At 71.9% G+C, this 25,218-nt stretch carries 26 protein-coding genes and 1 riboswitch; of the genes, 10 read left to right on the forward strand and 16 right to left on the reverse strand.

Annotated features, from left to right (window positions below; translation table 11 throughout):
- Nucleotides 1-4 precede the first annotated feature (4 nt).
- Nucleotides 5-445 (reverse strand): redox-sensitive transcriptional activator SoxR, encoded by a 441-nt coding sequence (gene soxR, locus GKS42_RS16985; protein ID WP_154794902.1) that lies wholly within the window; start codon nt 443-445, stop codon nt 5-7.
- Nucleotides 446-566: 121 nt separating this feature from the next.
- Here soxR and GKS42_RS16990 point away from each other — a divergent pair, with 121 nt between their 5' ends.
- The 4 genes from GKS42_RS16990 to GKS42_RS17005 all read left to right on the forward strand — a co-directional run bounded on the left by GKS42_RS16990 (nt 567) and on the right by GKS42_RS17005 (nt 6,435).
- Entirely contained in the window at nt 567-1,982 is a 1,416-nt protein-coding gene (locus GKS42_RS16990) for an MFS transporter (protein WP_154794903.1), read from the forward strand.
- A gap of 14 nt (nt 1,983-1,996) precedes the next feature.
- Nucleotides 1,997-2,908, forward strand: coding sequence for an NAD(P)-dependent oxidoreductase (locus tag GKS42_RS16995; RefSeq protein WP_154794904.1), 912 nt, complete (start codon nt 1,997-1,999; stop codon nt 2,906-2,908).
- A 56-nt stretch (nt 2,909-2,964) separates the two neighbouring features.
- On the forward strand, nt 2,965-3,882 hold the full coding sequence (locus GKS42_RS17000) for an acyl-CoA thioester hydrolase/BAAT C-terminal domain-containing protein (protein WP_154794905.1): 918 nt from the start codon (nt 2,965-2,967) through the stop codon (nt 3,880-3,882).
- A 120-nt stretch (nt 3,883-4,002) separates the two neighbouring features.
- Entirely contained in the window at nt 4,003-6,435 is a 2,433-nt protein-coding gene (locus GKS42_RS17005) for a DUF222 domain-containing protein (RefSeq protein ID WP_154794906.1), read from the forward strand.
- A 67-nt stretch (nt 6,436-6,502) separates the two neighbouring features.
- Here the strand turns inward: GKS42_RS17005 and GKS42_RS17010 are convergent, their stop codons facing one another.
- Nucleotides 6,503-6,913, reverse strand: a complete 411-nt coding sequence (locus tag GKS42_RS17010; protein ID WP_154794907.1) for a hypothetical protein — start codon at nt 6,911-6,913, stop codon at nt 6,503-6,505.
- Nucleotides 6,914-7,090: 177 nt separating this feature from the next.
- On the opposite strand from GKS42_RS17010, the gene GKS42_RS17015 reads away from it, so the two are divergent.
- Nucleotides 7,091-7,582: an SRPBCC domain-containing protein gene (locus tag GKS42_RS17015; protein WP_154794908.1), complete on the forward strand. Its 492-nt coding sequence runs from the start codon at nt 7,091-7,093 to the stop codon at nt 7,580-7,582.
- Nucleotides 7,579-7,971, forward strand: coding sequence for an ArsR/SmtB family transcription factor (locus GKS42_RS17020; protein WP_174791086.1), 393 nt, complete (start codon nt 7,579-7,581; stop codon nt 7,969-7,971). Before GKS42_RS17015 ends, GKS42_RS17020 begins: the two co-directional genes overlap by 4 nt.
- A gap of 20 nt (nt 7,972-7,991) precedes the next feature.
- Here the strand turns inward: GKS42_RS17020 and GKS42_RS17025 are convergent, their stop codons facing one another.
- The 14 genes from GKS42_RS17025 to hemE all read right to left on the reverse strand — a co-directional run bounded on the left by GKS42_RS17025 (nt 7,992) and on the right by hemE (nt 20,611).
- Nucleotides 7,992-8,816 carry an aldo/keto reductase gene (locus GKS42_RS17025; protein WP_154794909.1) on the reverse strand — a complete coding sequence of 275 codons (825 nt, stop codon included), beginning with the start codon at nt 8,814-8,816 and terminating at the stop codon, nt 7,992-7,994.
- A 69-nt stretch (nt 8,817-8,885) separates the two neighbouring features.
- Nucleotides 8,886-9,299 (reverse strand): hypothetical protein, encoded by a 414-nt coding sequence (locus GKS42_RS17030; RefSeq protein ID WP_154794910.1) that lies wholly within the window; start codon nt 9,297-9,299, stop codon nt 8,886-8,888.
- A 70-nt stretch (nt 9,300-9,369) separates the two neighbouring features.
- Nucleotides 9,370-10,539, reverse strand: a complete 1,170-nt coding sequence (locus GKS42_RS17035; protein ID WP_168217879.1) for an LCP family protein — start codon at nt 10,537-10,539, stop codon at nt 9,370-9,372.
- Between the two features lie 251 nt (nt 10,540-10,790).
- Complete coding sequence (locus tag GKS42_RS17040; RefSeq protein WP_154794912.1) at nt 10,791-11,177, reverse strand: DMT family transporter; 387 nt, start codon at nt 11,175-11,177, stop codon at nt 10,791-10,793.
- Between the two features lies 1 nt (nt 11,178).
- The gene (locus GKS42_RS17045) at nt 11,179-11,493 is read right to left on the reverse strand and encodes a DMT family transporter (RefSeq protein ID WP_154794913.1); all 315 of its coding nucleotides are present in this window, start codon (nt 11,491-11,493) and stop codon (nt 11,179-11,181) included.
- A gap of 10 nt (nt 11,494-11,503) precedes the next feature.
- A riboswitch (guanidine-III (ykkC-III) riboswitch) is annotated at nt 11,504-11,569 on the reverse strand.
- A gap of 133 nt (nt 11,570-11,702) precedes the next feature.
- Nucleotides 11,703-12,038, reverse strand: coding sequence for a hypothetical protein (locus GKS42_RS17050; protein WP_154794914.1), 336 nt, complete (start codon nt 12,036-12,038; stop codon nt 11,703-11,705).
- A 63-nt stretch (nt 12,039-12,101) separates the two neighbouring features.
- The gene (locus GKS42_RS17055; RefSeq protein ID WP_154794915.1) at nt 12,102-13,409 is read right to left on the reverse strand and encodes a glutamate-1-semialdehyde 2,1-aminomutase; all 1,308 of its coding nucleotides are present in this window, start codon (nt 13,407-13,409) and stop codon (nt 12,102-12,104) included.
- Complete coding sequence (hemB, locus tag GKS42_RS17060) at nt 13,406-14,398, reverse strand: porphobilinogen synthase (protein WP_174791088.1); 993 nt, start codon at nt 14,396-14,398, stop codon at nt 13,406-13,408. Before hemB ends, GKS42_RS17055 begins: the two co-directional genes overlap by 4 nt.
- Nucleotides 14,395-15,150 (reverse strand): uroporphyrinogen-III synthase, encoded by a 756-nt coding sequence (locus tag GKS42_RS17065; protein WP_154794916.1) that lies wholly within the window; start codon nt 15,148-15,150, stop codon nt 14,395-14,397. The genes hemB and GKS42_RS17065 overlap by 4 nt, the downstream gene beginning before the upstream one ends.
- 7 nt (nt 15,151-15,157) lie before the next feature.
- Complete coding sequence (gene hemC / locus GKS42_RS17070; protein WP_154794917.1) at nt 15,158-16,078, reverse strand: hydroxymethylbilane synthase; 921 nt, start codon at nt 16,076-16,078, stop codon at nt 15,158-15,160.
- Entirely contained in the window at nt 16,075-17,232 is a 1,158-nt protein-coding gene (locus GKS42_RS17075) for a ferrochelatase (RefSeq protein ID WP_154796787.1), read from the reverse strand. The genes hemC and GKS42_RS17075 overlap by 4 nt, the downstream gene beginning before the upstream one ends.
- 71 nt (nt 17,233-17,303) lie before the next feature.
- Complete coding sequence (gene hemQ / locus GKS42_RS17080) at nt 17,304-18,017, reverse strand: hydrogen peroxide-dependent heme synthase (protein WP_154794918.1); 714 nt, start codon at nt 18,015-18,017, stop codon at nt 17,304-17,306.
- Between the two features lie 45 nt (nt 18,018-18,062).
- A complete protein-coding gene (locus tag GKS42_RS17085) occupies nt 18,063-19,499 on the reverse strand; it encodes a protoporphyrinogen/coproporphyrinogen oxidase (protein WP_154794919.1) in 1,437 nt (478 codons plus the stop codon).
- The gene (gene hemE, locus GKS42_RS17090) at nt 19,496-20,611 is read right to left on the reverse strand and encodes a uroporphyrinogen decarboxylase (RefSeq protein ID WP_154794920.1); all 1,116 of its coding nucleotides are present in this window, start codon (nt 20,609-20,611) and stop codon (nt 19,496-19,498) included. Before hemE ends, GKS42_RS17085 begins: the two co-directional genes overlap by 4 nt.
- Nucleotides 20,612-20,714: 103 nt before the next feature.
- Here hemE and GKS42_RS17095 point away from each other — a divergent pair, with 103 nt between their 5' ends.
- From GKS42_RS17095 to GKS42_RS17110, 4 genes are read left to right on the forward strand one after another with little or no spacing between them, the layout of a single operon-like run.
- Nucleotides 20,715-21,701, forward strand: a complete 987-nt coding sequence (locus GKS42_RS17095; RefSeq protein ID WP_210769205.1) for a phosphotransferase — start codon at nt 20,715-20,717, stop codon at nt 21,699-21,701.
- Between the two features lie 25 nt (nt 21,702-21,726).
- A complete protein-coding gene (locus GKS42_RS17100; RefSeq protein ID WP_154794921.1) occupies nt 21,727-22,461 on the forward strand; it encodes an alpha/beta fold hydrolase in 735 nt (244 codons plus the stop codon).
- A 45-nt stretch (nt 22,462-22,506) separates the two neighbouring features.
- Entirely contained in the window at nt 22,507-23,772 is a 1,266-nt protein-coding gene (locus GKS42_RS17105; protein WP_232847713.1) for a glutamyl-tRNA reductase, read from the forward strand.
- Between the two features lie 60 nt (nt 23,773-23,832).
- Nucleotides 23,833-25,215, forward strand: a complete 1,383-nt coding sequence (locus GKS42_RS17110; RefSeq protein ID WP_232847714.1) for a DUF2252 domain-containing protein — start codon at nt 23,833-23,835, stop codon at nt 25,213-25,215.
- Nucleotides 25,216-25,218: the final 3 nt, after the last annotated feature.

Genomic DNA, 25,218 nt, shown 5'->3' on the forward strand with positions numbered 1-25,218 from the left:
AGGTTCAGATACGTCGAGGTCCGGGGCCATCCTCTCCGAGCGCATCCTCGGGGTTGAGGAGGCGGCATGCCTTGAGGGAGACGCAGCCGCATCCGATGCATCCGGTCAGTTCGCGTTGCAGGTGGTCGAGTTGGGTTCGTCGCAACTCGAGCTCGGCGTGCCACAGCTTCGCCACCCGCCGCCAGTCACGCAGAGACGGGGAATGATCCAGCGGGAGGCTGGTGAAGACCTCTTGCACGTCACTCAGCGGAATGCCGAGCCGCTTCGCGACGACGATCAGTGAGATCCGGCGCAGCATGTGGCGTCGATACCGGCGCTGGTTACCCGCGGTGCGCGTAGAGGCGATCAGGCCCAGCTGCTCGTAGAAGTGCAGCGCCGACACTGGGACGCCGGTGCGATGCGAGACCTCGCCGATAGCGAGTAGATCGTCGGGCTCCAGCGACATCGTGTCCTCCTTGACCTCAAGTTTACCTGAGGTATTAGCGTGCCATCTGGACGCACGCAGAGGCGACCCGGACACGCATCCCGTGCCCGACTTCCCACCGACACTCGAAGGACCAGGCTGAATGGCGCAGGCTCAGCAGGACGCGGAAACGACCGGTACATGGCGGGAGCTGCTTGGCCGACAGTACGCACCCATCGCGGCAGTTCTCGCAGGCGGCGTGCTGTTGGAGGCGAGCAACGTCTACCTCACCACAAGCCTCCTCCCCACGATCGTGGGTGAGATCGGCGGCGCGGAGTTCTACGCGTGGACGATGACGGTCTTCCTGCTGGCCTCCGTGGTCAGCGCTATGCTTGTGAGCAGGATCCTGACTCAGCAGGGCGCCGTGCGCGCGTACCTTCTCGCCCTCGGCCTCTTCGCGCTCGGTTCACTACTGTGCGCGGGCAGCCCATGGATGCCGGCACTGCTCTTCGGGCGCGCCGTACAAGGGCTCGGCGGCGGTCTGCTCGCAGGCCTCGGCTATGCGCTCATTCAGCGAGCATTGCCCCAACGGCTCTGGGCGCGTGCCGCTGCGCTGGTGTCAGCGATGTGGGGAGTCGGCAACATCGTTGGGCCCGTCGTCGGAGGCGTGTTCGGACAGCTCAACGCCTGGCGCGCCGCATTCGTCGTCCTGGCGGTCGTGGCCGTTCTCATCTGCGTGCTCGTCGTTCGGTCGATGCCACGAACCGCTCGAGGTCGCTCAAGCGAGCCGGTGCCATGGACGTCGTTGCTCCTGCTGACGGGTGGCGTCGCCGCGGTGAGCGTGGCGAGCGTTGTTCCGACGGGCCTCGCCACTGCCGTGGCACTCCTCGTCGGCATCGGGCTCGGAGTTCGGTTCATCCGCCATGAACGGCGCAGCGGCAGCGGCATCCTTCCCAAGATCACGTTCAAGGCGGCATCCTCGCTCCGGTGGGTCTACCTGGCAGTCGCGGTTCTGGCGTTCGGAATCGGCACCGAGGCATTCATCCCGCTGTTCGGTCAGGAGATCGGAGCCCTGAGCCCGTTCGTGGCCGGCCTGCTCGGAGCAGCACTGTCGCTGGGATGGGCCGTAACTCAGATGTTCACGGCGAATGTGTCGGGAGACAGGGCCCGTCGCTGGCTCATCATCGCTGGGCCTGTGGTCGTGGGAGCGGGGCTCGCCGCGTACGGCCTACTTCAGCAGGACGGCCCATCCAACACGGTCATCGCCGCGTGGTTCATCACCCTGTTCGCAGCCGGAGCCGGAATCGGTCTCGGATTCCCGCACCTGACCGTCGCAGCCCTCGGCAGCACCGACGGCGAGGAAGAGGGAGCGAAGGCGGCCGCCGCGGTCAACACCGTCTTCATCATCGCGAACTCCTTCAGCGTCGCACTGGCAGGAGTGCTCGTGAACCTCGCAGCTCCCGACCTCGTCCGCTCTGCGCAACTGCTGATGCTCGTGTTCGCGGGCATGTCCGTTCTCGGGGTGACCGCCGCACGTCGAGCCGCTTCGGGCGTCCGCCCTCGAGCCACGACCAACTGAACGAAAGGAACACCATGACCACGAACAGCCAGGTCACCGTGCTCGGTCTCGGTGAGATGGGGTCAGCGCTCGCAAGAACCCTCGTCGACCGCGGATATCACACGACAGTCTGGAACCGCACCGCGACCAGGGCTACGCCGCTGGCCGAGGCGGGCGCAACAGTCGCCGCGACGGCGCTCGAGGCCGTCGCGGCGAGCCCGCTCGTCATCATCTGCCTCCTCGACAGCGCGGCGGTCGAAACGGTTCTCGCCACCATCGAGTCGTCAGTGTCTGGCAAGGTTCTGGTGGATGTGACCAGCGGCTCTCCTGGCCAGGCAAGAGCGAACGCGGACTGGACGCGCGAGCGCGCCGCGCGGTACCTCGACGGCGGCATCATGGGAGATTCGCCGTACGTCGGCACCCCGAACGTCAAATTCTCCTTTAGCGGCGACCGAGGTGCTTTCGAAGCCCATGAGTCAACTTTGCAGGAGTTGGGTGACATCGCCTACCACGGCGAGGACGCCGGTCTTGCGTCAGTGGAGTTCTTGGCGCAGGTCGCGGTGGGGTACGAGTTTCTCATCGGCCTGCTGCACACACTCAGTCTTGTGGATGCAGAGGGAGTCGACGTGGCAGAGTTCGCGCAGCGTGTCGCCGGCTCGATCGGCGGATACGCGCCGCTGGTTAAGGCCTTCGGCGAGTCCATCGCGAACGCTGAGTACGCGCCCGATCTCGGCTCGCTGGACGTTCAGGCAGCTCTGATGGACGACCTGATCAGCCACCGGGATTCCCTCGGCATCGAGGCGGTGCGCATGCGCGAGGTGAAGATGCTCATGGATCGGCGCATCGCCGACGGCCACGGCGGTCAGGGATTCTCGAGTCTGTTCGAGTTGCTGCGGGCGGGCGGACCATCGTCTCCCACCAGCGAGTCGGGCAACTCGCGGGCGTAAGGGTGGAGGTTCGCGGACAGACGCGTTCCGCATCCCCGCACTAGGATCCGTGGTTCATGGAGGTCGACGAGACACCGATCCGCAGGCACGGCCTGGTCGGGCTCCTCTGCACGCCACGCACCGCGGCGCCGGCGCCGGGCGTACTTCTCGTGGGTGGATCGGAGGGCGGACGGCACGACCGGGATGCGGTGGTACTCGCCGGCGAGGGCTTCACCGTGTTCGCCCTCTCCTACTTCGCCGACCGCGGGCTCGCGCGCGGCCTCGTTGACATCCCGCTCGAACTCTTCTCTCGAGGCCTGGACCTGCTCGAGTCGCTCAGCGAGGGACGTACCCTCGGAGTGACCGGTGGCTCCCGAGGCGGCGAGGCCGCCCTGCTGGTCGCCGCGCACGACCACCGGGTCGGCGCGGTGGCGACCATCGCCGGCAGCGGCGTGGTCACGCAGGGTATCGACTATGGCGCCGGGCTCCTGCCCCAGATCCTGCGGCGCGAGGTGGCGTCCTGGACGCTCGGCGGCGAGCGACTCCCCTACCTGCCGTACGCGAACCTCGACGAGATCGACCGGCTCGTCGCGGCGACCGAGCCGGTGCCGCTCGGTGTCGCGTTCCCACCGGTGCCGACCGACCCCGACGTGCTCGACCGTGTGAGCATCCCGGTCGAGCGCATCTCCGGGAAGGTGCTCTCCATCTGCGGCGACGAGGACCGGATGTGGCCCAGCGACGCCTATACCCGAGTAGCTGTGGACCGCCTGGCCGCCCACGACCGAGCCGGTGACATCGAACACGTGGTGCTGCCTGGCGTGGGGCACCCCATCGCCGGGCCTCCAGGCCAGTCGTTCACCAGCACCCTCTCGCCCGGCCCCGGCGTGACCTTCGAGATGGGCGGATCGCCTCGTGCCAACACCGCCGGGCGGATGGACGCGTGGCGTCGCCAAGTGATGTTCTTCAAACGCGAACTGGATGCGGATCAGCGGTAGAGAGCCCGGACCCAGCCCGCCGCACCCACGGCGCGAGCCGTCGGATCATCGTCGATCGCGTCGTCCACAGATGGGTAGGCGGTCTTCCGTTTGTCGGTGGGCGGGCGTAGTGTAGTACACATGTTCGAGGTCGACGGCGGGGGTGGTGTTCCGCAGGCGGGTGCGCCGTCGTCGGGGTGCTGCGCGCATTGCGCCGAGGCGAGTGGTGGGCCGGTGCGGGTGGTCGATTATGGCGCGTTGGATGAGGCCGCGTTGGCGGTGTTGTCGCCGCGGGAGTTGGCTGAGGTGGCCGCGTTCGAGCGGGAGTTGGCGTATCAGGACTGGTTCGAGGAGTTCGTCGGTGCGCCCGAGGATCTGATCAGTGAAGGCGACCTCGGCGGTACGCAGGGCCCCGAATCGTCCACGTCTGAGGCTGGAGCGATCCACGGACCCAGCGTTGAGCAGGGCGCCGTGCCGAGCCCTGGCTCGGGCGCCGTGCCGAGCCCTGGCTCGGGCGCCGTGCCGAGCCCTGGCTCGGGCGTCTTGCCCGGCGCTGGCTCGGCTCCGACGACGCAGGCGGGCGCCCGCCAGGTGTTCCGGGCCGAGGTCCCGGTGGATCTGGGTGGCGACGACCTGCCGCGGGTGGATGCGCAGGCGTTGTCGACTCGGGCGGTCGATGGGTTCTTGGTCGATGAGCTCACGCGTGCGGATCTGACCGGGATGGATGAGTACGAACTCGTCGATGCCCTGGGGTGCTTCCGGCGTCTGGAGGCGGTCGGGTCGGCCGGGGTGCGGGAGGTCGCGGCGGAGTTGGCGTCGCGGGCGTCGATGGTGATGGCGCGGCCGCGGGCGGTCGGTCGGCGGGTGGTGTTCCGGGAGTCGTTGGCCGCGGATGAGATCGCGGCGAAGGTGGGGTGTTCGAAGCAGGAGGCGAACCGGTTGGTCCGGGTCGGGCAGTTCCTGGGCGGGATCGCGGCCCCGACGGGTGAGGCGTTGGCCAGGGGTGAGATCGATGCGGGTAAGGCCGACGTGATCGCGGTCGCGGTGTCGGTGTTGGAGGCCGAGGCGGCGTTCAAGGTCCAGGACGAGTTGTTGCCGAAGGCGGTGTTGTGGACTCGGCACCGGGTGGTGCGGGAGGTCGCGAAAATGGTCGCTGCGGCTGATCCGGCGCAGTTCACGCAGCGGGCCGCGCGGGCCAGTACCCGCCGGTATGTGGGCCGGGCCAGGGTCGATGTCGATGGGATGGCCTCGCAGACGGTGTACTGGCCGGCCGCGGACGCCCTCGGCCTGGATCTGTTGCTCGATAGTGCGGCGTCCTCGGCGAAGGCCGCCGGGGACCTGCGCACGTTGGAGCAGTTGCGGGCCGATGTCATGGCCGACATCGTCGCCCACGGCCTCAACACCGGCCAGGTCGGCGACCTGACCGGATTCACCTTCCAACTCCACACCGGCCCCTGCACCCACACCCACCACCACGACCACGAGGCCGACCACGAGCACGAGCACGAGCACGAGCACGAGGTTGGCAGCGATGCCGAGCACGGTGATCGCGTCGACCACGGCGACGGCGAGGGCGCTGGTCAGGCGCCGGCCAGTGCCGCGGACGCCGGCTCAGAAACTGAAACTTCCACGGCCAGCCCGACCGATGAGCCCGAGGGGACGGGTGCGCCCAGCACCGCTGCGACAGCCGAGTCCGACCAGGCGACTGCGCCCAGCACCAGCCCGACAGATGAGGCCGGGGGGACGGGTGCGCCCACGAGCAGCCCAACTGGCGTGCCGGAGGGGACGGAGATGCCCACCGCCGACCCGCAGAACGGGTCCGAGGGGACAACTGCGCCCGCCGCCGACCCGCAGGGCGGGCCTGAGGGGACGAGTGCGCCCGCCACCGGCTCGGGTGCGCCCGTCGCGCCCGGTGCCGGGTTCCTGGGGTCCTGGCATGGTGCTGATACCGGGGCCGATCCACGGGTGTTCACCCCCGCCCGGGGACAAGGACTGCCACGGGTCTGGCCCCTCGGAGTCCTCGGCGGACACCGCGCCCAGATCCTCATCCGCGTCTCCCTCTCGACCTTGATGGGCGGCGAGGACCCCGGCGACATCGAAGGACTCGGCCCGATCCCCGCCGACGTCGCCCGCGCCTTCGCCGCTGGCGGCACCTGGCGACGCCTGGTCACCGACCCCATCACCGACCGCGTCCTGGACTACGGCACCACCCGCTACGAACCGCCACAGAACATGAGCGACCGGATCAAAGAGAACGAACCCCACTGCACCGCAGCCGGCTGCTCGGCCACCGCCCGAATGACCGAACTCGACCACCGGACCCCGTTCCCCCTCGGACACACCAGCGACGACAACCTCGACCCCAAATGCCGCCGCTGCCACGTCCTGAAGACCCACGGCAACTTCGAAGACGAAGTCGACGACCACGGCAACCGGTTCTGGCGCACCCCCACCGGCCACGTCTACATGCGCACCCCGAACGGCACCATCACCGAACTCCCCAGAACCCGCCCCGACAGCAACGGCCCCACCTACCGCACCGCACCCGACCCCGACGAACCACCACCCTTCTGAGCCCTGGGCTCCGACACGAGCGAGGCCGAGCGTCGCCCAGTGGCCTACGCCCCCATGACGTTGGAACTCACTCGTCGCTGGGCAGGAACAGTGCGACGACCGCGGTCAGCGCCGCGGGAATGTAGAAGACGCCGATGCCCAGGAGGGTGAACAGGGCGAACGCGATCAGCAGCACTGCGGTCAGCACCGCGGTGATCCGGCCCTTCACGAGCAGTGGGAGCCCGGCCAGCAGCACCGGGACCGCGAGGGCACCCAGCACGGCCGGACCGCTCAGCGCGATCAGGCTGATCCGCTCGATGTCCGCCGCGGATTCCGTGGCGTCCTGACCCGGGACCAGGAAGATCGGCACGAACGCCAGGACCACGAATGCCACCGCCGCCAGCACGAACGCGACCCTGTGGGCGAACCGCCGGGTCAGCGGTGGTCTGCGGTGACGGTCGGGGTCACGCTTGCCGCCGACGGCCGGGGTATCGGACATGATTCGACCCTATCGATCGAAAGTCCCTCAGAACTGCAACTGAACAGTTGCGCCATCGCAATCTGTGAGTTACGGTGAACTGCAACCGAACGATTGCAGCAAACCCGATTCGGCAACTCGCCGAATCGGCCACGCCTCGATCAACCACCCAGCAGCTACTGACCAGGAGAATCTCCCATGAGCATCGACCACGCCGTCGCCGACCTCGACGCAGGCACCATCACCCGCACGATCCGGATCGAGGCACCGATCGGCACCGTCTGGACCGCCCTCACCTCTCCCGAACACATCGCCACGTGGTGGGGCCACCCCTCGGAGTTCCCGGACGGCTGGCGGGCCGGCTCCCTGGGCCACTTCGTCTGGGAGGACCACACGTTCCCGGTCCGCATCGACGAGATCGCACCGCACGCAGCGTTCGCCCTCACCTGGGGCGATCTGGACACCACGCTGGAGGAGTCCGCGGCCGCCACGTCGGTCCGGTTCACCCTCGCATCCGAAGGCGACACCACCACGGTCACGGTCCTTGAGACCGGCTTCGACCGTCTCGACGCGGCCGCCCGGCGGGCTGCGATGGATGAGAACACCGGCGGCTGGAACACCGTCCTGGACGCACTCCGCGACTACACCGCGGGCCGGGCCACCCCCGCCGACCTCCAGGCCGTGCGATGACGCCCTCGCCGACCACCGACCGACCGGCGCACACTCTCACGACGAGACGTCCGCCGTCGGGCACCGCCGTGCTCGACCCGGTGCCGCTGTGCGCGGCTCTCGCGGACGCGACCAGGTGGGAGATTCTCGCGGTGCTCGGCGACCGGGACGCCTCGGCCAGCGAGCTCGCCGAGGAGTTGCCGATCTCACGGCAGGCGATCGCCAAGCATCTGCAGCAGCTCGCGGCCGTCGGGCTCGTGGAGCCGGTCCGGGTGGGCCGGGCGATCCGCTACCGCGCCCTGGGTGCCCGGCTCGGTCAGCTCGCCCGGCACCTGGAGACGATCGGCCGCGGTTGGGACGCCCGGCTGTCCCGGCTCAAGGACGTCGCGGAGACCCTGCACCGCGACTGACGACGCAGCCCGAACCCGGGTCAGTGGCCGACGACGTCCGAGTCGGCCACGTCCGCGTCGCCGGTGTCGAGGGCGTCGATCCCGGCGATCTCCTCGGCGGTCAGCTCGAAGTCGAAGATGGCGATGTTCTCAGCGATCCGCCCCGGGTTCGCGGACTTCGGGATCGGCAGCGCCCCGGTCTGGGTGTGCCAGCGCAGTACCACCTGGGCCGGGGTGCGCCCGTGCGCCTGCGCGGCCTGCGTGATCGCAGGTTCGGCGAGCAGGTCACCGGCCTTGCCGAGGGGCGTGTATGCCTCCGTGAGGATGCCGTGCTCGGAGTGGAAGGCCAGTTCGGCGCGACGCGGGTTGCGGGGGTCGCGCTTGATCTGGTTCACGTCCGGCACCAGGCCGGCATCGAGGACCGCCTGCAGGTGCGCGGGCTTGAAGTTCGAGACCCCGACGGCGCGGATCAGTCCCTCCTCGCGCAGTGCGACGAGGCCTCGCACCGCCTCGACGAACCCGCCGAACGCGGGCCGGGGCCAGTGCGCCAGGAACAGGTCGATGTAGTCCAGGCCGAGCCGGGCGGCGCTGGCCTCGAACGCCTGCCGGACACCGTCGTAGGAGTGCCACTTCTCGTTGAACTTCGTGGTCAGGAACACCTCGCCCCGGTCGATCCCGGAGCGGCGCACGCCCTCACCCACCCCTGCCTCGTTGCCGTAGTTCTCGGCGGTGTCGATGAGCCGGTAGCCCGCGCCGATGGCGGTCTCGACGGCCGTGGCGACATCCGCGTCGTCCATCGGCCAGGTGCCGAGACCCAGGCCGGGGATGGTGGTTCCGGAGGTCAACGTCAGGTTGGGAGCAGTCATGGGCCCGAGTCTGTCATCCACGCGCCGCCCGGGGCCAGGTGCGACCACGCCCTGAACTACGACCGGGCCTCACGCCTGCGCTGGGCGGCGCCGGACCAGGAGGGCGACCACGGCCGCGATGGCGGCGGGCGCGTAGAACAGCCCGATCGACGCACCGCCGAGCGCCATCAGGAACACGAGCAGCGCCGCACACGCGATGGTCACCCCGGGCAGCCGACCGCTCGGGATCAGCAGCGGCACCGCGGTCAGCAGCACCGGCACGAGCAGCGCCACCAGCACCCCGGGTCCGTTCACCTCCACCAGCGTCGCGGTGAACTCCTCGGTGCCGTCGGAGGTGGTCGTGGTGCCCCGGTAGAGCGGCATCACCAGCAGCAGCACGCAGGCCGCGCTGGCGAGGCCGAACGCGACGAACTGCCAGACTCGCGCGGTGGTCCGGTACGGGGCGGGTGCCGCTGCCTGCGCAGCATCGGCGGTCGGACTCATGGGACCGAGTATCCCACCGGCGCGGTCGGCACGCCCCGGGGCGAAACCTGCGCTCACCGCCTGGTGCCGATCAGCAGGCGCCGGTGAGCTCCTCGGCGCTGGCGCCGCCGGTGCCGGCGTCTGAGGGAGTCTGCGTGGCAGCGTCCTCCGGTTCGTCGATGCCCGACGGCGGCGCGTCCGTCTCGCTGTCCGGACCGTTCGGCGGGTCCACACCACCCGGTGTGCCCGACGCCGTGCCTTCGGTCCCGAGGATCGGTTCGTCGTCGGCCATCGCCTCCCAGATGTCGTCCACCCCGCTGGTCCAGACGAGCCGGTTCGGGTCCGGTGCGTAGGCGGCGTACGGCGTGGTGAGGAACACGACGTCGTCGGCGGAGAGCGAACGCAGGCTCAGGGCGAGGCCGGCCATGCCGGTCAGCGAGGAGAGGTTCGAGCTCATCGTCAACGAACCGAGAGCGGCGTTGACCATCCCGTACAGGGCGGGGCCGTCGGTGAGGATGTTGCGCGAGAGCACCTCGTCGACGAGCGCGGACATCAGCCGCTGCTGGCGTTCGATCCGGCTGGTGTCGGAGCCGTCGCCGAGGCCCGCGCCGGTGCGAGCTCGCGCGTAGCCGAGGGCCTGCTCCCCGGTGAGGATCTGCTGCCCGGCATCGAGGTAGAGGTTCGCCTTGGGGGCCGCGATGTCCTGCGGGATGCAGATGTCGACACCACCGAGCGCGTCGACCATCTCGACGAACCCGCCCATCTCGACCAGGACGAACCCGTCGATGGTCAGCCCGGTCGCGGACTGGGCCAGGTTGATGTCGCAGGCGACAGCGGACTCCTTGTCGCCGCCGACCCGCCAGCCGGTCGCATACGCCGCGTTGTACTGCCCGTACCACCCTCGGATCGTCTCGCCGGACGTCGTCGGGCAATCGGGGATCTGGACCATGATGTCGCGCGGGATCGAGACGAGTTCCACGCGGGACCGGTCCGCGGAGATGTGAGCGATGATGTGAGTGTCCGCAAGCACCGAATCGGTGCCATCGGCGACAGCCCCGTCGGCCCGGCTGTCCGAGCCGATGATGAGCAGGTTGAGTGCCGTGCCCGCGTTCGGGTCGGCCGGCGGAGCGGGGGTGACGGTCTCACCATCGTCGCCGGTGGGCTGCACGATCAGGGCGCCGGGATCGATGACCTCGACCTCGGACTGCAGTTGCGCGTACACCGCGCCGCCGAACGCGAGGGCGAAGGCGAGCGCGCCCACCACGCCGACCGCTGTGGTCCGGAGTCGGCCGCGCCGGATCCTGCGGGCGTGCCGCGGTCGGCGTGCGGGCTCCCCTCGACCCCCGGCTGCGCGGTTGCGGGTGGGTTCGGTCGAGGGACGGCCCGAACGTCGGATCGGGACCGGCGACCTGGCGTGGCGGGCGGATGGCATCGCCCCGATTTTAGGAGCACCGCGAGCCGATATCCGCACACTCACGGGCGCGCGCCGTGGACGGATTGTGCAGGATCGCGTCAGTCCCGATCCGACTCCGTCGGCACTGACTCCACCGCATCGTCCATGCCCGCGACGGACGCCTCGGATCGGGTCGGCACCAGCTTGAGACCGACGACCGCGCCGATGATGCCGAGGATGAACACGATCTTCCACACCGAGACCGATTCGGCACCGGTGGCGATCGCGTAGGTCACCGTGAGCGCCGCGCCGATCCCCGTCCAGACCGCGTAGGCGGTCCCGATCGGGATGGACCTCATGGCTCGCCCGAGCCCGAGCATGCTGAGCGTGAGGGCGACGACGAACACGATCGTCGGGACCAGCTGGCTGAAGCCGTCCGACTGCCCGAGCGCGGTCGCCCAGACGGCCTCGAGGACGGCGCTGAGGAGCAGGATGAGCCACGGCATCTCAGCTCACCACCTTGAGGCCGACGACGCTGCCGACGAGCAGGACCAGCAGGCAGATCCGGGCGATCGACGCCGGTTCCTTGCGCGTGATCATCGCCCAGACGACGGTCAGCGACGCACCGATGCCGACCCAGACGGCGTAGGCCGTGCCGGTCGGCAGGGTCGTCATCGCGTACGCGAGACCGGCCATGCTGGCGAGCATGGCGACGACGAACAGGATCGACGGGCGCACCCGTTTGAAGCCGTCGGAGGCGGACAGAGCCGAGGCCCAGACCGCCTCAAGCATTCCGGACAGGACAAGAATCAACCAAGCCATGATGAGGCCTTCTGAGTCAGTCTTGTCGCGATGCGGGTACTGCTCCCTCGTCCGCAGACCCTCCTCGGGCCTCAGTCACGAGGGTATCCAAACAGGTCGACGGCGTCCACGTGGGTTCGGTCACCACAACGCGGTGCGCGGTCTCCCAGCAGAGCATGGTCCCGTACAGCGGTCCGGCACCGACGCTCGGAACGCCGACGAGCATCCGGCTAGTCGAAGTTGCGGTAGTGCCACCAGCCGCTGCCCCGTGTGGCGAACGGCGTTGGGCTCGTCGCCCGCGCGAATCGCTCGTCCAGCTGCTTCACGGCGTCGGCGACGCGTCTGCCACGACGACCACCACGGCAGATCAGAGACTCGAGGTCGTCTCGTGCCTCGAGTCCGTTCCAACGGTCGCAGTCCTCGCAGCCGGTGGACAGTTCGAACGTGCCGGCCTCGACGCGTTGGACGGTGACCTTCCAGGTCTTCAACAGGTACGGGGTGAGCAGACCATCGGTCCGGGATGGTCGAGGTCGCCGCGGCATCCCGCGGGCGCCAGATCCAGTCATGTGTGTTGCGCCGTGACGTGGCGCGCTCCGGTGAGGGTGCCTGGAGGCTACACCCTCTGTCGATCAGCCCGGCGTGGCCGCGGCGGCGGCCCGCGCAGCCGCGGGCAGTGCCGCGAGGATCTGCTCGACTGCCGCGTCGTCGTGTGCGGCCGAGACGAACCATGCCTCGAACGCCGACGGCGGCAGGTTCACCCCGGCATCGAGCATCGCGTGGAAGAACGGCGGGTAACGCCAGGCCTGCGCCGCCCTCACCTCGTCGTAGTTGCGCGGCCCCGGTCCGGACCAGCCCTGCTCGGCCGGGCTGCCGAACGCGAACGAGAACAGGTTGCCGGCCCGCTGGGTGGCGACCGGCACCCCCTCGGCGGTGAGCGCGGCCTCGACGGCGCTCGCGACGGTGTCGGCGACGGCGTCCACCCGGCTGTACACGCCGCCGTCGGCCAGGCGCAGGGTCGCCGCGCCGGCGGCGACCGCGACCGGGTTCCCGGACAGGGTGCCGGCCTGGTAGACGGGCCCGGCCGGTGCGAGCATCCGCATCACGTCCGCCCGCCCGGCGAGCGCCGCGACGGGCAGTCCGCCGCCGATGACCTTGCCGAACGTGAGCAGGTCGGGGGTCCAGCCGCCCTCGAGGCCCCACCAGCCGGCCGGACCCACCCGGAACCCGGTGAGCACCTCGTCGGCGATGAACAGGGCGCCGTCGGCGTGGGCGATCTCGGCGACCACGGCGTTGAAGCCGGAATCCGGGGCGACCACGCCCATGTTCGCGGCGGCGGCCTCGGTGATGACGGCGGCGATCCTGCCGGGATGGGCCGCGAACGCTGCCTGCACGGCAGCCAGGTCGTTGTAGCCGAGCACGATGGTCTGCGCGGCGAACGCGGCGGGCACCCCGGCCGAGCCGGGCAGGGACAGGGTGGCGATCCCGGACCCGGCCTCGGCGAGCAGGCCGTCGGAGTGGCCGTGGTAGTGCCCGGCGAACTTGATGATCAGGTCCCGGCCGGTGAAGGCGCGTGCCACCCGAAGGGCCGTCATGGTGGCCTCGGTGCCGGTGGAGACGAGCCGGACCAGCTCGGCGACGCCCACCCGGTCCCGGATGAGCTCGGCCAGCTCGATCTCCCCCGGGGTGGGCGCCCCGAACGAGAGCCCGCGGGCCGCGGCCTCCTGCACCGCGGCGACGACCTCCGGGTGCGCGTGCCCGAGCAGCGCCGGGCCCCACGAGCCGACCAGGTCCACGTACTCCCGCCCGGTCGAGTCGGTGACCCGTGGTCCGCTCGCGGAGACGAGGAAGAGCGGGTCCCCGCCCACGCCGTTGAAGGCGCGCACGGGCGAGTTCACCCCGCCGGGGATCACGGCGGCGGCGCGGTCGAACAGGGTCATCGGGGGTCCGTTCCGGGCAGCTGCCCACGAGTGAGTCGGTCGGCCAGTTCCACGGCCCAGTAGGTCAGCACGGCGTCCGCGCCGGCCCGCTTGATGGACAGCACCGTCTCGGCGATCGTGCGGTCCCGGTCCAGCCAGCCGTTCGCGGCGGCGGCCTCGACCATCGCGTACTCGCCGGAGACCTGGTAGGCCCAGACCGGGACCGGCGAGGTGGCGGCGACGTCGGCGAGCACGTCGAGGTAGCTCATGGCGGGCTTGACCATGACCACGTCCGCGCCCTCGGCGACGTCAAGGTCCGCCTCCCGGGCACCCTCGCGGCGGTTCGCCGGGTCCAGCTGGTAACTGCGCCGGTCCCCGGTCAACTGGGAGTCCACGGCCTCGCGGAACGGCCCGTAGAACGCGGAGGCGTACTTGGCGGCGTAGGCGAGGATCGCGACGTCGGTGTGGCCCTGCGCGTCCAGGGCGTCCCGGACGGCGGCGACCTGGCCGTCCATCATGCCGCTCAGTCCGAGCAGCGCGGACCCGGCGCGGGCCTGCGCCAGGCCCATCTCGGTGTATCGCTCGAGGGTGGCGTCGTTGTCGACCCGGCCGGCGGCGTCCAGCACGCCGCAGTGGCCGTGGTCGGTGAACTCGTCAAGGCACAGGTCGGTCTGGACGACGACGGCGTCCCCCACCTCCGCGGCGACGGCGGCGGTGGCCACGTTCAGGATGCCGTTCGGGTCGGTGGCACCGGTGCCGGTCGCGTCCCTGACCTCGGGCACGCCGAACAGCATCAGCCCGCCGACCCCGGCCTCGGCAGCTTCGGTCGCGGCCCGGCGCAGGGAGTCGAGGGAATGCTGGAGCACGCCCGGCATCGAGGCGATCGGCCGGGGCTCGGCAGCCTCGATGACGAACATCGGCAGCACCAGGTCGCTCGGGTGCAGCCGGGTCTGGGCGACGAGTCGGCGCATGGCCGGTGTGGCTCGCAGGCGGCGGGGTCGGATCCTCAACTGACGTCCTCCAGTGCCCCGATCAGGGCCTCGATGGTGCGTTCGGGTGCGACGACGTCCGCGCGGAGCCCGACGGCGGCCGCGTCCTGCGCGGTCACCGGGCCGAGGCAGGCGATGGTCATGGCGGCGGGCAGGTCGAACCGGGCCAGCGACCTGGCCACGGAACCACTGGTGACGAGCGCGGCGTCCGCACGGCCGGCGGCCAGGTCCGCGGCGGCGGCCTCCTCGACTGCCAGCTCCTCGACGCGGTAGCCGACCACGCTGTCCACCCAGTGCCCGCGTTCGCTCAGCCCGTCGGCCAGGGTGTCCCGGGCGAGCTCGGAGTGCAGCACCAGGACCCGGGACGGGGTGGGGATCGCCGACGCGCCCCGGGACGCGGCCTCGATGCCCGCGAGTTCCCAGGCCTGCAGCAGGCCCTCGGCGCTGAAGTCGGACTCCGGGACGAGGTCCACCGCGAATCCGGCACCCTCGAGGGCGGCGGCCGTGGCCGGGCCGACGGCGGCAACCTTGGCCAGCACCTCCACGGCGGCCTCGAGTACTCCCACGGTGGCCGCGGACGTCACCACCAGCCAGTCGTAGCCGCCCGCGGCGAGCCGGTCCAGTGCGCCGCGGACCTCGGCGGTGTGCAGCGGTCGGGCGGCCACCAGCGGCACCACCCAGCCGGTCGCGCCGCGCTCGGCGAGCAGGTTACAGACCCGCTCACCCCAGCTACCGCTACGAGGGACCAGCACCGTGCGACCGGCGAGCGTCATCGACGCCTCAGCCCGTGATCCACGCGTCGGCGCCCGCGGCGATCAGATCGGCCGCGACGGCGCTACCGAGCGCCACCGCCTCATCCGGCCGCCCGCTGGCGCTGGCGGTACGCGACTCGCCACCGCCCGGACGGTACGCCGATCCGGAGACCGTCAGGACGCCGTCGGACACCGTGGCCGTGGCGCCCACGGGGGCGGCGCAGCCGGCCTCGAGGGTGGCGAGCAGGGACCGCTCGGCCGTCGCGGCGGCCCAGGCGTCCGCGTCATGGATGCCGGCCAGGGCCGCAGCCAGGGGCGTGCCGGTGGCGTCGCCCTCGCGGACCTCGACGGCGAGCACCCCTTGCCCGGGTGCGCTCGGCCAGGTGTCGAGGCCGAGCTCGGCGGTGATCGCGTCAGCCCGCCCGATGCGGCGCAGCCCCGCCGCGGCGAGGATCACGGCGTCGAGCTCGCCGTCGCTGACGAAGCCGAGGCGAGTGTCCACGTTCCCGCGGATGTCCACGACCTCCAGGTCCGGGCGCGCGGTGCGCACCTGGGCCGCGCGGCGCGGGGACCCGGTACCGACGCGGGCGCCGGCAGGCAGGGTGGCCAGGGTCAGTCCGTCCCGGGCGCAGAGCGCGTCGCGGGCATCCTCGCGCGCCGGGGTGGCGGCCACGACCAGGCCGGGGTGCGGGGTCGTCGGCAGGTCCTTGAGGGAGTGCACCACGGCATCACACTCCCCTGCCAGCAGCGCGGTCCGCAACGCCGCGGCGAACACTCCGGTACCGCCGAGAGAGGCCAGCGACGCCCGGTTGCGGTCCCCCTCGCTGGTCATCGGCACCACCTCGGTGCGCAGCCCCGCGGCGGTCAGCGCGTCGGCGACGGTCTGCGTCTGGGTCCGAGCGAGCCGGGACGCGCGGGTGCCGATGCGGATGACCGCGACGGTGGTCACGGTGCCAGCCCGGCCACCGCGGGTCGGAAGCCCCGCCGGGCGTTCTCGCAGCACCCTGGGCGGCAGACGTCGTACCAGGGCCCGAGCGCGGTCAGCGCGGGACGGTCCGCGACCGCAGTGCCCTCGAGCCGTTCGACGACGAGGTCCACCAAGCCCGCCACGAACTTCGGGTGGATGCCGGGCGTGGGCACCCGCGCGGCCGCGATGCCGTGCTCGCCGGCTGTCTCCATGGCCTCGGTGTCGAGGTCCCAGGCGACCTCCATGTGGTCGGAGAGGAACCCGAGCGGCACGATCACCACGCCGTCGACGCCCTTGGCCGGGAGCTCGGCGATGGCGTCGTTGACGTCCGGCTCCAGCCACGGCTGGCTGGGCGGGCCGGAGCGGGACTGGTAGACGAGCTGCCAGGGCGTCTCGGGCTCGCCGATCGCCTCCATGACCACCTCGGCGACCGCACGGTGCTGGGCGGCGTACGCGCCGCCGTCGCCCAGGCCGAGCTCCGCGGGCCCGGAGCGCTGCGCGTCGCCCATCGGGATGGAGTGCGTCGCGAAGAGCACCTCGATGGCGCTCGCGCCGTGCTCGCGCAGCGTCGCCAGGCCGGCCGCGACACCGTCGACGAACGGGGCCACGAAGCCCGGGTGGTCGAAGTACTGGCGCACCTTGTCCACCTCGAGGACGCCACCGAGGCCGGTGTCCTCGAGCGCGTCGGCGAGGTCCTCGCGGTACTGCCGGCAACTCGAGTAGGAGGAGTACGCGCTGGTCGGAATGGCGAGCAGGCTGCGGTGCCCCGCGGCGTCGGCCTCCCGGAGCGCGTCGTTCAGATAGGGGTCCCAGTTGCGGTTGCCCCAGTAGATCGGCAGGTCGATGCCACGGCCGGCCAGCTCGGTCTCGAGCGCCGCCTTCAGTTGGCGGTTGTGGGAGTTGATCGGGCTCACCCCGCCGAACGCGCGGTAGTGGTGGGCCACCTCCTCCAGGCGCTCGTCCGGGATGCCACGGCCCGCGGTGACGTTGCGCAGGAACGGCAGCACGTCGTCCTGGCCCTCGGGACCGCCGAAGCCGGCCAGCACGATCGCGTCGTAGGCGACCGGCTCGGTGACGTGCTCGGGTCCGGCCTGGGCGGCCGGTGTGGCCGCGGGGACGACGGCGCCCGGAGCCATCGCCACGGTGGTGGCGGGGGCGGGCTTGCGGCCGCGCGCCGCGGCCGCGTCCTTCGTGGTGTCCACCGTGCTCACGCCAGCACCTGCGCGAGGTCTGCCACGCTGACCCGGCGGCCGGCGTAGAACGGGGTCTCCTCGCGCACGTGGCGGCGGGCGTCGGTGTAGCGCAGGTCCCGCATCAGGTCGACGAGGTTCGCGAGGTCGTCGTCCTCGAGGGCGAGGATCCACTCGTAGTCCCCGAGCGCGAACGCGGCGACGGTGTTGGAGAGCACCGACCGGAACTGCGAACCGCGGCGGCCGTGGTCGGCGAGCATCTGCCGGCGCTCGTCCTCGGGCAGCAGGTACCACTCGTGGGAGCGCACGAACGGATACACGGTCAGCCACGCGGCCGGCTCCTTGCCACGCAGGAACGCGGGCACGTGCCGGGCGTTGAACTCCGCCTCCCGGTGCATGCCGAGCGTGTTCCAGGTGGGCAGCAGGGTGCTCAGCAGGGCGGTGCGGCGCAGGTCCCGCAGACCGGCCTGGAGGTCCTCGGCGCGGTCTCCGTGGATCCAGATCATCGCGTCCGCGTCAGCCTTGATGCTGGAGACGTCGTAGAGCCCGCGGGTGGTGACACCGGCGGCAGCCAGACGCTCGATGGTGGCCTCGACCTCGGCGACGGCGGCGTCGGAGACGTCCACATCGCGGTGGGGGTCACGGCGCAGGACCGACCAGAGCGTGTAGCCCTCGGGGTTCTCCTCGGCGGCCGTCTGCTGGGGGTTCGACGCGTTGCTCTCAGTGGTCACCCGATCACCATAAACCCGCACCAGAATGCCGATGACGACGCTCCGTCAGAACCCCGAGATCCGCCGTCCGGCGGCCCTCGCATCGGCGATCACGGAGGCCAGCCCGGTGCCCGCGATCCACGTGCCGACCACATCGAGGGAACCCATCGCCGTGACCGTTGAACGGGCTGCGTCGACGTGCTGTGACATTCCCCACGCCCGGGTCGGGCGGGGCAGCGTGAGCGACACCCGGGCGTGGTCGAGGAGCGCGTCGGCTCCGATCGTGATCCCGAGCAGCCGGCCCGCGTCCGCGAGCGCGAGCGTGGCACGTTCGGCAGCGTCTCCGGGCACGATCCCGGCCGCGTAGGACAGCCGGATGACGGCCCGGTCCGGGCCGGCCGCCTCGGCGACCCAGTCCCACTTGGCGCTGGCGTAGGTGAGTGCCTTCGCGCCGCGGCCGGGGACGGCGACGAGCACGCCGGCGCGGGTGTGCTCGGGCAGCGCGGTCGCGTCCAGGACGAGGGTCACCAGGTCAACGCCCGACGGCGCAGGCCACTCCGCGGCGAGGCGCACCAGGGCGTGGGTCGCCTCGGGCGACGAGCGGTCGAGGAAACGCCAGGTGTGTGGCGGGCAGGCGAGCAGCACCGTGTCCGCGCGGACGCGGGCCGAGCCCGCGTGCACGAGCCAGCCACCGCCGTCGGGCAGGAGGGCGGTGACCGGGGTGCCCGGGCGCAGGTCGGCGCCGGCGCGGGCCAGATCCGCGACGAGGGCCTCGACGAGCCGGTGGATGCCGCCCCGCAGGCCCTGCACCGCGCTGCCCGCGGGGGCGGCGGCACGGATCTCGGCGAGCGAAGCGGCCAGCGACCCGGTCCGGGCGAGGCGGTCCAGCACCCCGGGGAGCAGGTCGGTCGCGGCGAGTTCCTCGGGTTCGACCGAGTGCACGCCGCGGACCACCGGGCGCAGCAGCCGGTCGGTGACGGCCTCACCCATCCGGGCGGTGACCAGGGCGGCCAGCGTCGGGCCGGCCGGGGTGGGCGCGGGACCGACGCCGCGGGCGACGGCGCCCGGTCCGGCGCCGGGTCTGGCGCCGGTGACGTCGACGGGCAGGTCCAGGTCCCGCCGGGCGCGGGCCAGGCCGTGCTCGCCGAGGACCTCGACCAGGCCCGGGGCGTCGAGGTCGGTCGGGATGCCGAGCACGCCGGTGGCGGGCATCGCGCGGGAGACGCCGTCGTGGTGGACCCGCGCGGGGACCCGGCTCGGGCTGACGATCTCGGAGGCGAGTCCGAGGTCCTCGACGAGGGCGGCGACGGTGCCGCCGCGGGTGGCGAAGCTCTCGGCGCCGGAGTCCAGCGCCAGGCCGGCCACCGGGTTCGAGCCGACCAGACCGCCGAAGGAGTCCGAGGCCTCCAGGACCGTGACCGAGTTGCCGGCGCGGGCCGCCTCCCACGCGGCGACCAGTCCGGCGACGCCGCCGCCGATGACGACGACGTCCGCAGCAGTCATCGGTCCGCGGCCGCGTGCACCGTCTCCACGATCCGGGTCAGGACGCCCGGGTCGGTGTCCGGCGGCACGCCATGGCCGAGGTTGAGCACGTGCGCGGGAGCCGCGACGCCGCGGGCGAGCACGTCGTGGACGTGCGACTCGAGCACCGGCCACGGCGCGGCGAGCAGCGCGGGGTCCACGTTGCCCTGCAACGGCACGCCGGGCACGACCGCAGCGGCGGCGTCCAGCGGGGTGCGGTAGTCGACGCCGACGACGTCGACCCCGACGTCGTGCATGGCCCCGAGCAGGTGGCCGGTGCCGACACCGAAGTGCACCGTCGGCACTCGTCCCTCGTTCGTCGCCGCACCGGCGTCCCCGGGCACCCGCAGGTCGCGGACCGGCGCGAGCGCGGCCGCCGAGTGCGGTGCGACCAGCGCGGTGTAGTCGGCCAGGGACAGCCCGCCGGCCCAGGAGTCGAACAACTGGCCCGCGGACGCGCCCGCTCCGATCTGCGCGAGCAGGAACGCCCCGGTCAGCTCGGCGAGCCAGGACATCAGATCCGCCCACACCTCGGGCTCGCCGTGCATCAGCGTCCGCGCGGCGAGCTGGTCCTTCGACGGGCCACCCTCGACGAGGTAGGCGGCGAGGGTGAACGGGGCGCCCGCGAACCCGATCAGGGGCGTGCTGCCGAGCTCGCCGACCAGTTGGCCGACCGCGGTGGTGACCGGCTCGAACAGGCCCGCGGGGACGCCGTCGGGCGTGAGAGCGCGCAGCGCGGCGACGTCTGCTGCGGTCCGCACCGGGTGCGCCAGCACCGGGCCCTTGCCGGGCACGATGTCCACGTCCACACCGATCAGGCGCAACGGGACGACGATGTCGCTGAAGAAGATCGCGGCGTCGACGCCGTGCCGGCGGACCGGCTGCAAGGTGATCTCGGTGACCAGGTCCGGGTCCAGGCAGGCCTCGAGCATCCGGGTCCCGGTACGCAGTGCCCGGTACTCGGGCAGCGAACGTCCCGCCTGCCGCATGAACCACACCGGCGTGGTCGGCGGACGCTCCCCTGAGTAGGCGCGGACGAGGGGCGAGGAAGCCGTGGCACCCGTGAGCGGGTGGTCGGCGGGCAGGAGGGTCACACGCTCGATTCTGACATCTCGGGCGCGGGCGTCGTGACCATGGTGGGGTTGACGCGACGTCCCACGGCTCCGAGGTGTCACCGGCTCATGTCAGGATGCCCACGTGTCTTCTCGCGCGGATGCCGTCGATCCTGCCCGCCTGGCCCAGTGGTGCACGGAGCAGCTGGGCAGCCCGCCGGCGGAGGAGATCTTCAGAACCGGGCACCTGTCCGCCGTCATCGGGCTGCGGCTCGCCGACGGCCGCGAGGTGGTGGTCAAGGTCCGTCCGGACTCGCCGCGGATGGCCGCCTGCGTCGAGATCCAGCGCCGCATGTTCCAGGCCGGCTACCCGTGCCCGGAGCCGCTCACCGACGCCGTGCCTCTCGGCCGCGACATCGCAACCGCGGAGGCCTACGTCCCTGGCGGCGCCCTGCTCCCGAGCACGGACCAGGGGGTGCGGGCCTCAGCGGAAGCCCTCGCGCGGCTGATTGAGCTCGCCCCCCGGCCGGCCGAGGTGTCCACGCTCGAACCGGCACCGTCGTGGGCGGCGTGGAACCACGCCGAGGACGGACTGTGGCCGCGTCCGGAGGGCCCTGTCGTCAACCTCAACGAGGTGGCCGGCCCGGACTGGATCGACGACGCCGGGCGCCTGGCCCGGGACAGGCTTCGAGCCGGCGAGTCGGACGCAGTGATCGGCCACTGCGACTGGCTTGCCGGCAACCTGCGGTGGAGCGGCGACGCGCTGCTTGTGGTGCACGACTGGGACAGCATGACCGTCGACAGCGAGGCCGTCCTCGTCGGCTTGGCTGCCGCGCTGTACTCGTCCGTCGACGTGGACGAGCTTGCCACCGTGGCGGAGACCGAGCAGTTCCTCGTCGCGTACTGCCGTGCGCGTGGCCGGGACTTCAGCGCCGACGAGATCGAACGGTCGTGGGCGGCCGGCGTCTGGACCAGGGCATACGACGCCAAGTATCAGCACACGGTCGGACAGCCCATCACCTCACTGCGCGATAGCGAGGCGCGTGAGCGGCTCCGCCGCGCTGGGACCGGCCGGGTGCCTCCTGACCGACCTCGCGGCACCGGCCCTGCGGTTGCCTCGGGGATACGCTGACTCGCATGACCCATCGGGAGCCGCCATGACGACGTCGCCGCAGGACCGGGCCAGCATCGGCCGCCCGCTGCTCGCGCTCATTCCGGGCGCCGGGTCGGACCCCGGCTACTGGCAACCGCTCCGGGCCGCCCTCGGGGCCGTCGGGCTCGACTCGGTGGCGGTCGATCTCCCCTGCGCCGACGACTCCGCCGATCTGCGGGCATACGCGGACGCCGTCCTTGCCGTCACCGCGGACCATCCCGGAGACGTCGTGCTCGTGGCCCACTCGTTCGGCGCCTTCACCGCGCCGCTCGCCGCGCAGCGGCTCGCCTCGGCGCGGCTGGTCCTGCTCTCAGCGATGGTGCCGCGCCCCGGGGAGGCACCCGGCGACTGGTGGGAGGCGACCGGTCAGGCCGCCGCGCGCCGCGACGCCGACCTCGCCGCGAACCGGGAACCGGACGACTCCCTCGAGGCCCTGTTCTACAACGGGCTGACCCCGGCGCAGCTCGAGCAGGCGAGTTCGTGGGATCGGCCACAATCGGGCACGCCGTTCGGCGCCCCCTGGCCGCTGCCGGCGTGGCCGGACGTGCCGACCACCGTGCTCGCGTTCGCCGACGACCGGCTCTTCCCACCTGCGTTCCAGCGGCGGATCGCCGCGGACCGGCTGGGCCTTGGCCTGGGCCTGGTGCCCGGTGGCCACATGGGCATGATCTCCCACCCCAGACCTCTCGCCGCCACCCTCGCGCGCATCGTGGGCGAGGGTTCCGACACCGCGTCATAACGATCAGCGGGCCGCGGACGTACGATGGCGGGCGTGCTGGTGTGTGTGAGTGCGAACCATCGGACCGCGAGCTTCGCGGTCCTCGAGCGACTCTCCGCAGCACATCCGGACCCGACGGCGCATCTCGCTGACGTCGGCGTGCGCGGCGCCGTCGTGGTCGCGACGTGCAACCGGCACGAGTCCTACCTCGACGTCGACGCCGAGTCCGAGGCGGACGTCGAGGCGGCCGTCGAGACCGCGCTCGGGCGCCTCGCCGGTCCGGCGGGGCTGACCACGGACGACCTGCGGGCCAAGGCCCGCGTGATGACCTCCAGCCGGGTGGCGGCGCACCTGTTCGCGGTGGCCAGCGGCCTCGACTCCGTGGTGGTCGGCGAGGACGAGATCGCCGGCCAGGTACGCCGCGCGCTCAGCGACGCCCGCGAGGCCGGCGCCACCACCGGTGCCCTGGAGCGGCTGTTCCAGATGGCCTCGACCACCTCCCGCGGCGTGAAGAACACGACCGGGATCAACGCGGCCGGCCGGTCCATGGTGCGCCTGGCGCTGGACCTCGCCGAGAGCCGGATCCCGGAGTGGGCCCGAGCCCGGGTGCTGATCATCGGCACCGGTGCGTACGCGCGGACCACCCTGGCGGCGCTGCGCGAGCGGGGCGTCGGCACCGTGGACGTGTCCTCACCCTCGGGGCGCGAGCAGTCGTTCGCGAGCCGGGAGGGCGTGCGGCCCGTCGGCGCGGCCGAGCTGGCGGTCGCGCTCGGGCGCGCGGACCTGGTCATCACCTCAACGAACGTGCTTGCGTTGGACACCGAGCGGCTCGCGCCCGCCCGCGGCACGGACGCGCGGCCGCTGCTGGTCATCGACCTGGGTCTGCCGAGCAACGTCGCCAAGGACGTCACGACCGTGCCCGGCGTGGATCTGCTGGACCTGGAGACGATCAGCCTGCACGCCCCGGTGGCGGAACTGAACGCGAGCGCGCAGGCGCATGACCTGGTGGCTGCGGCGACCCGCGAGTACGAGACCCGCACGGCCGCCGAGACCGCAGGGCCCGCGATCGTGGCCTACCGCGGCCACATCGAGGAACTGCTCGATGCCGAGATCGCCCGCGCCCGCGAGCGCGGCGAGCACTCCGAGGACGTCGAGCGGGCGCTGCGTCACTTCGCCGGCGTCCTCGTGCACTCCCCCACCGCCCGGGCCCGGGACCTGGCCGCGCAGGGCCGGCTACCGGAGCTCACCGATGCCCTCGGGACGCTGTACGGGCTGCACGTGCCACCGCACGACGAGAACACGCTCGGGGTGACCTACCGGCGGATCGGCTGATCCTCGCCGTCGCCCGATCCGCTGGAGCCGGCGGTCCCGCGCAGGGTGAATGATGTGACCGTGACAGGCCACAACAGGATCGAGCGGTACCCGACCCGACGGGCCGCGCACGCGGCGGGCCGGCAGACACGCAAGGTGGCGCCGCGCCGCACCCTCGGCACATTGACGACGTCCGACCGGGACCCCGTCGCCCACCTCACGGAGCAGAACGCCGACCGGTTGCCGGAACTCGTCCCGCTCCGGATGGCTCGGATGCTCCAGGATCCGTTCGCCTTCTACCGCGGCACCGCGGGACTGATGGCTCTCGACCTTGCCGACTCCCCGAGCTCCGGCCTGCCGGTCATCGCCTGCGGTGACGCCCACATCAGCAACTTCGGCATCTACGCCACCCCCGAGCGGCGACTCACCTTCGACCTGAACGACTTCGACGAGGCGGCCGCCGCACCATGGGAGTGGGACCTCAAGCGCCTGGTCACGAGCGCCGTCATCGGCGGCAGGCACGCGGGGTACGCCGCAGCCGAGACCGAGCGGGCCGCCCGCGAGGCCGTGGCCGTCTATGCCGCCGGCCTCAGGGAGCTCGCCGCACTGTCCCCGGCGGCCCGCTACTTCATGCACACGGGCAAGGCGAAGGCCCGGGGATGGCTCGACAAGACCTCGCGCACGGCGCTGAAGGGCGCGGTCGAGTCGGCGCGCAAGCGCACCGCCGAGCGGGCGGTCCGGCGCACCACCGAGCGCGGCCCCGACGGACGGCTGCGCTTCGTCGAGAACCCGCCGACGATGACGCACCCGAGCGGCGCCACCGCCGAGGCCATGGCGGACATCGTCGAGCGCGTCCTCGCGAGCATGAGCGTCGACATCGCCGTCGTCCTGCGCCAGTACGAACCACTGGACCTCGTCCGTCGCGTGGTCGGCGTCGGCAGCGTCGGCACGCGCTGCTACCTGCACCTGATGGGCGGCGCCGACGACGACGTGATGCTCCTGCAGGTGAAGGAGGCAGGCGAGTCCGTCCTGGCCCGGTACGGGCGCGTCGAGCAACCACCGGACATCGCCCGAGGGATCGAGGCGGCCGGAAACGGCCTGCGGGTGGTCGCCCTGCAGCGCGTGCTCCAAGGGGTCTCCGATCCCTACCTCGGCCACGTGCGGGTGGGCGGGCGGGACTACTACCTGCGTCAGTTCCACGACATGAAGGGGTCGATCGACCTCGACGAGCTCGACGCGGCCGCGTTCCGTCAGTATGTCGCCGCCTGCGCGGCCATCCTGGCCAGGGCCCACTCGCAGAGCCCGAGCGCCAGCAAGATCGTCGGCTACCTCGGTAGCGGGTCCGCGCTCACCGATGCGATCACGGAGTGGGCGCACGCCTACGCGGACCAGTCCCGGCGGGACTTCGACGCGCTCCGTGCGGCCGCCGACGACGGCAGGGTGCCCCGGGCCGACCAGCCGTGACGG

Origin of the sequence: Occultella kanbiaonis (genome assembly GCF_009708215.1) — a bacterium.
Taxonomy (GTDB): Bacteria; Actinomycetota; Actinomycetes; order Actinomycetales; family Beutenbergiaceae; genus Occultella; species Occultella kanbiaonis.

What these genes read in the sequence shown, in the direction of transcription:
- GKS42_RS17015 (WP_154794908.1), top strand. Translation starts at nt 7,091, where the DNA reads ATGAGCATCGACCACGCCGTCGCCGACCTCGACGCAGGCACCATCACC.
- GKS42_RS17050 (WP_154794914.1), bottom strand. Translation starts at nt 12,038, where the DNA reads ATGACTGGATCTGGCGCCCGCGGGATGCCGCGGCGACCTCGACCATCC.
- GKS42_RS17085 (WP_154794919.1), bottom strand. Translation starts at nt 19,499, where the DNA reads ATGACTGCTGCGGACGTCGTCGTCATCGGCGGCGGCGTCGCCGGACTG.
- GKS42_RS17020 (WP_174791086.1), top strand. Translation starts at nt 7,579, where the DNA reads ATGACGCCCTCGCCGACCACCGACCGACCGGCGCACACTCTCACGACG.
- GKS42_RS17045 (WP_154794913.1), bottom strand. Translation starts at nt 11,493, where the DNA reads ATGGCTTGGTTGATTCTTGTCCTGTCCGGAATGCTTGAGGCGGTCTGG.
- GKS42_RS17055 (WP_154794915.1), bottom strand. Translation starts at nt 13,409, where the DNA reads ATGACCCTGTTCGACCGCGCCGCCGCCGTGATCCCCGGCGGGGTGAAC.
- GKS42_RS17100 (WP_154794921.1), top strand. Translation starts at nt 21,727, where the DNA reads ATGACGACGTCGCCGCAGGACCGGGCCAGCATCGGCCGCCCGCTGCTC.
- GKS42_RS17000 (WP_154794905.1), top strand. Translation starts at nt 2,965, where the DNA reads ATGGAGGTCGACGAGACACCGATCCGCAGGCACGGCCTGGTCGGGCTC.
- GKS42_RS17010 (WP_154794907.1), bottom strand. Translation starts at nt 6,913, where the DNA reads ATGTCCGATACCCCGGCCGTCGGCGGCAAGCGTGACCCCGACCGTCAC.
- GKS42_RS17030 (WP_154794910.1), bottom strand. Translation starts at nt 9,299, where the DNA reads ATGAGTCCGACCGCCGATGCTGCGCAGGCAGCGGCACCCGCCCCGTAC.
- GKS42_RS16990 (WP_154794903.1), top strand. Translation starts at nt 567, where the DNA reads ATGGCGCAGGCTCAGCAGGACGCGGAAACGACCGGTACATGGCGGGAG.
- GKS42_RS17005 (WP_154794906.1), top strand. Translation starts at nt 4,003, where the DNA reads ATGTTCGAGGTCGACGGCGGGGGTGGTGTTCCGCAGGCGGGTGCGCCG.
- GKS42_RS16995 (WP_154794904.1), top strand. Translation starts at nt 1,997, where the DNA reads ATGACCACGAACAGCCAGGTCACCGTGCTCGGTCTCGGTGAGATGGGG.
- GKS42_RS17025 (WP_154794909.1), bottom strand. Translation starts at nt 8,816, where the DNA reads ATGACTGCTCCCAACCTGACGTTGACCTCCGGAACCACCATCCCCGGC.
- soxR (WP_154794902.1), bottom strand. Translation starts at nt 445, where the DNA reads ATGTCGCTGGAGCCCGACGATCTACTCGCTATCGGCGAGGTCTCGCAT.
- GKS42_RS17065 (WP_154794916.1), bottom strand. Translation starts at nt 15,150, where the DNA reads ATGACGCTCGCCGGTCGCACGGTGCTGGTCCCTCGTAGCGGTAGCTGG.
- GKS42_RS17075 (WP_154796787.1), bottom strand. Translation starts at nt 17,232, where the DNA reads ATGGCTCCGGGCGCCGTCGTCCCCGCGGCCACACCGGCCGCCCAGGCC.
- GKS42_RS17040 (WP_154794912.1), bottom strand. Translation starts at nt 11,177, where the DNA reads ATGCCGTGGCTCATCCTGCTCCTCAGCGCCGTCCTCGAGGCCGTCTGG.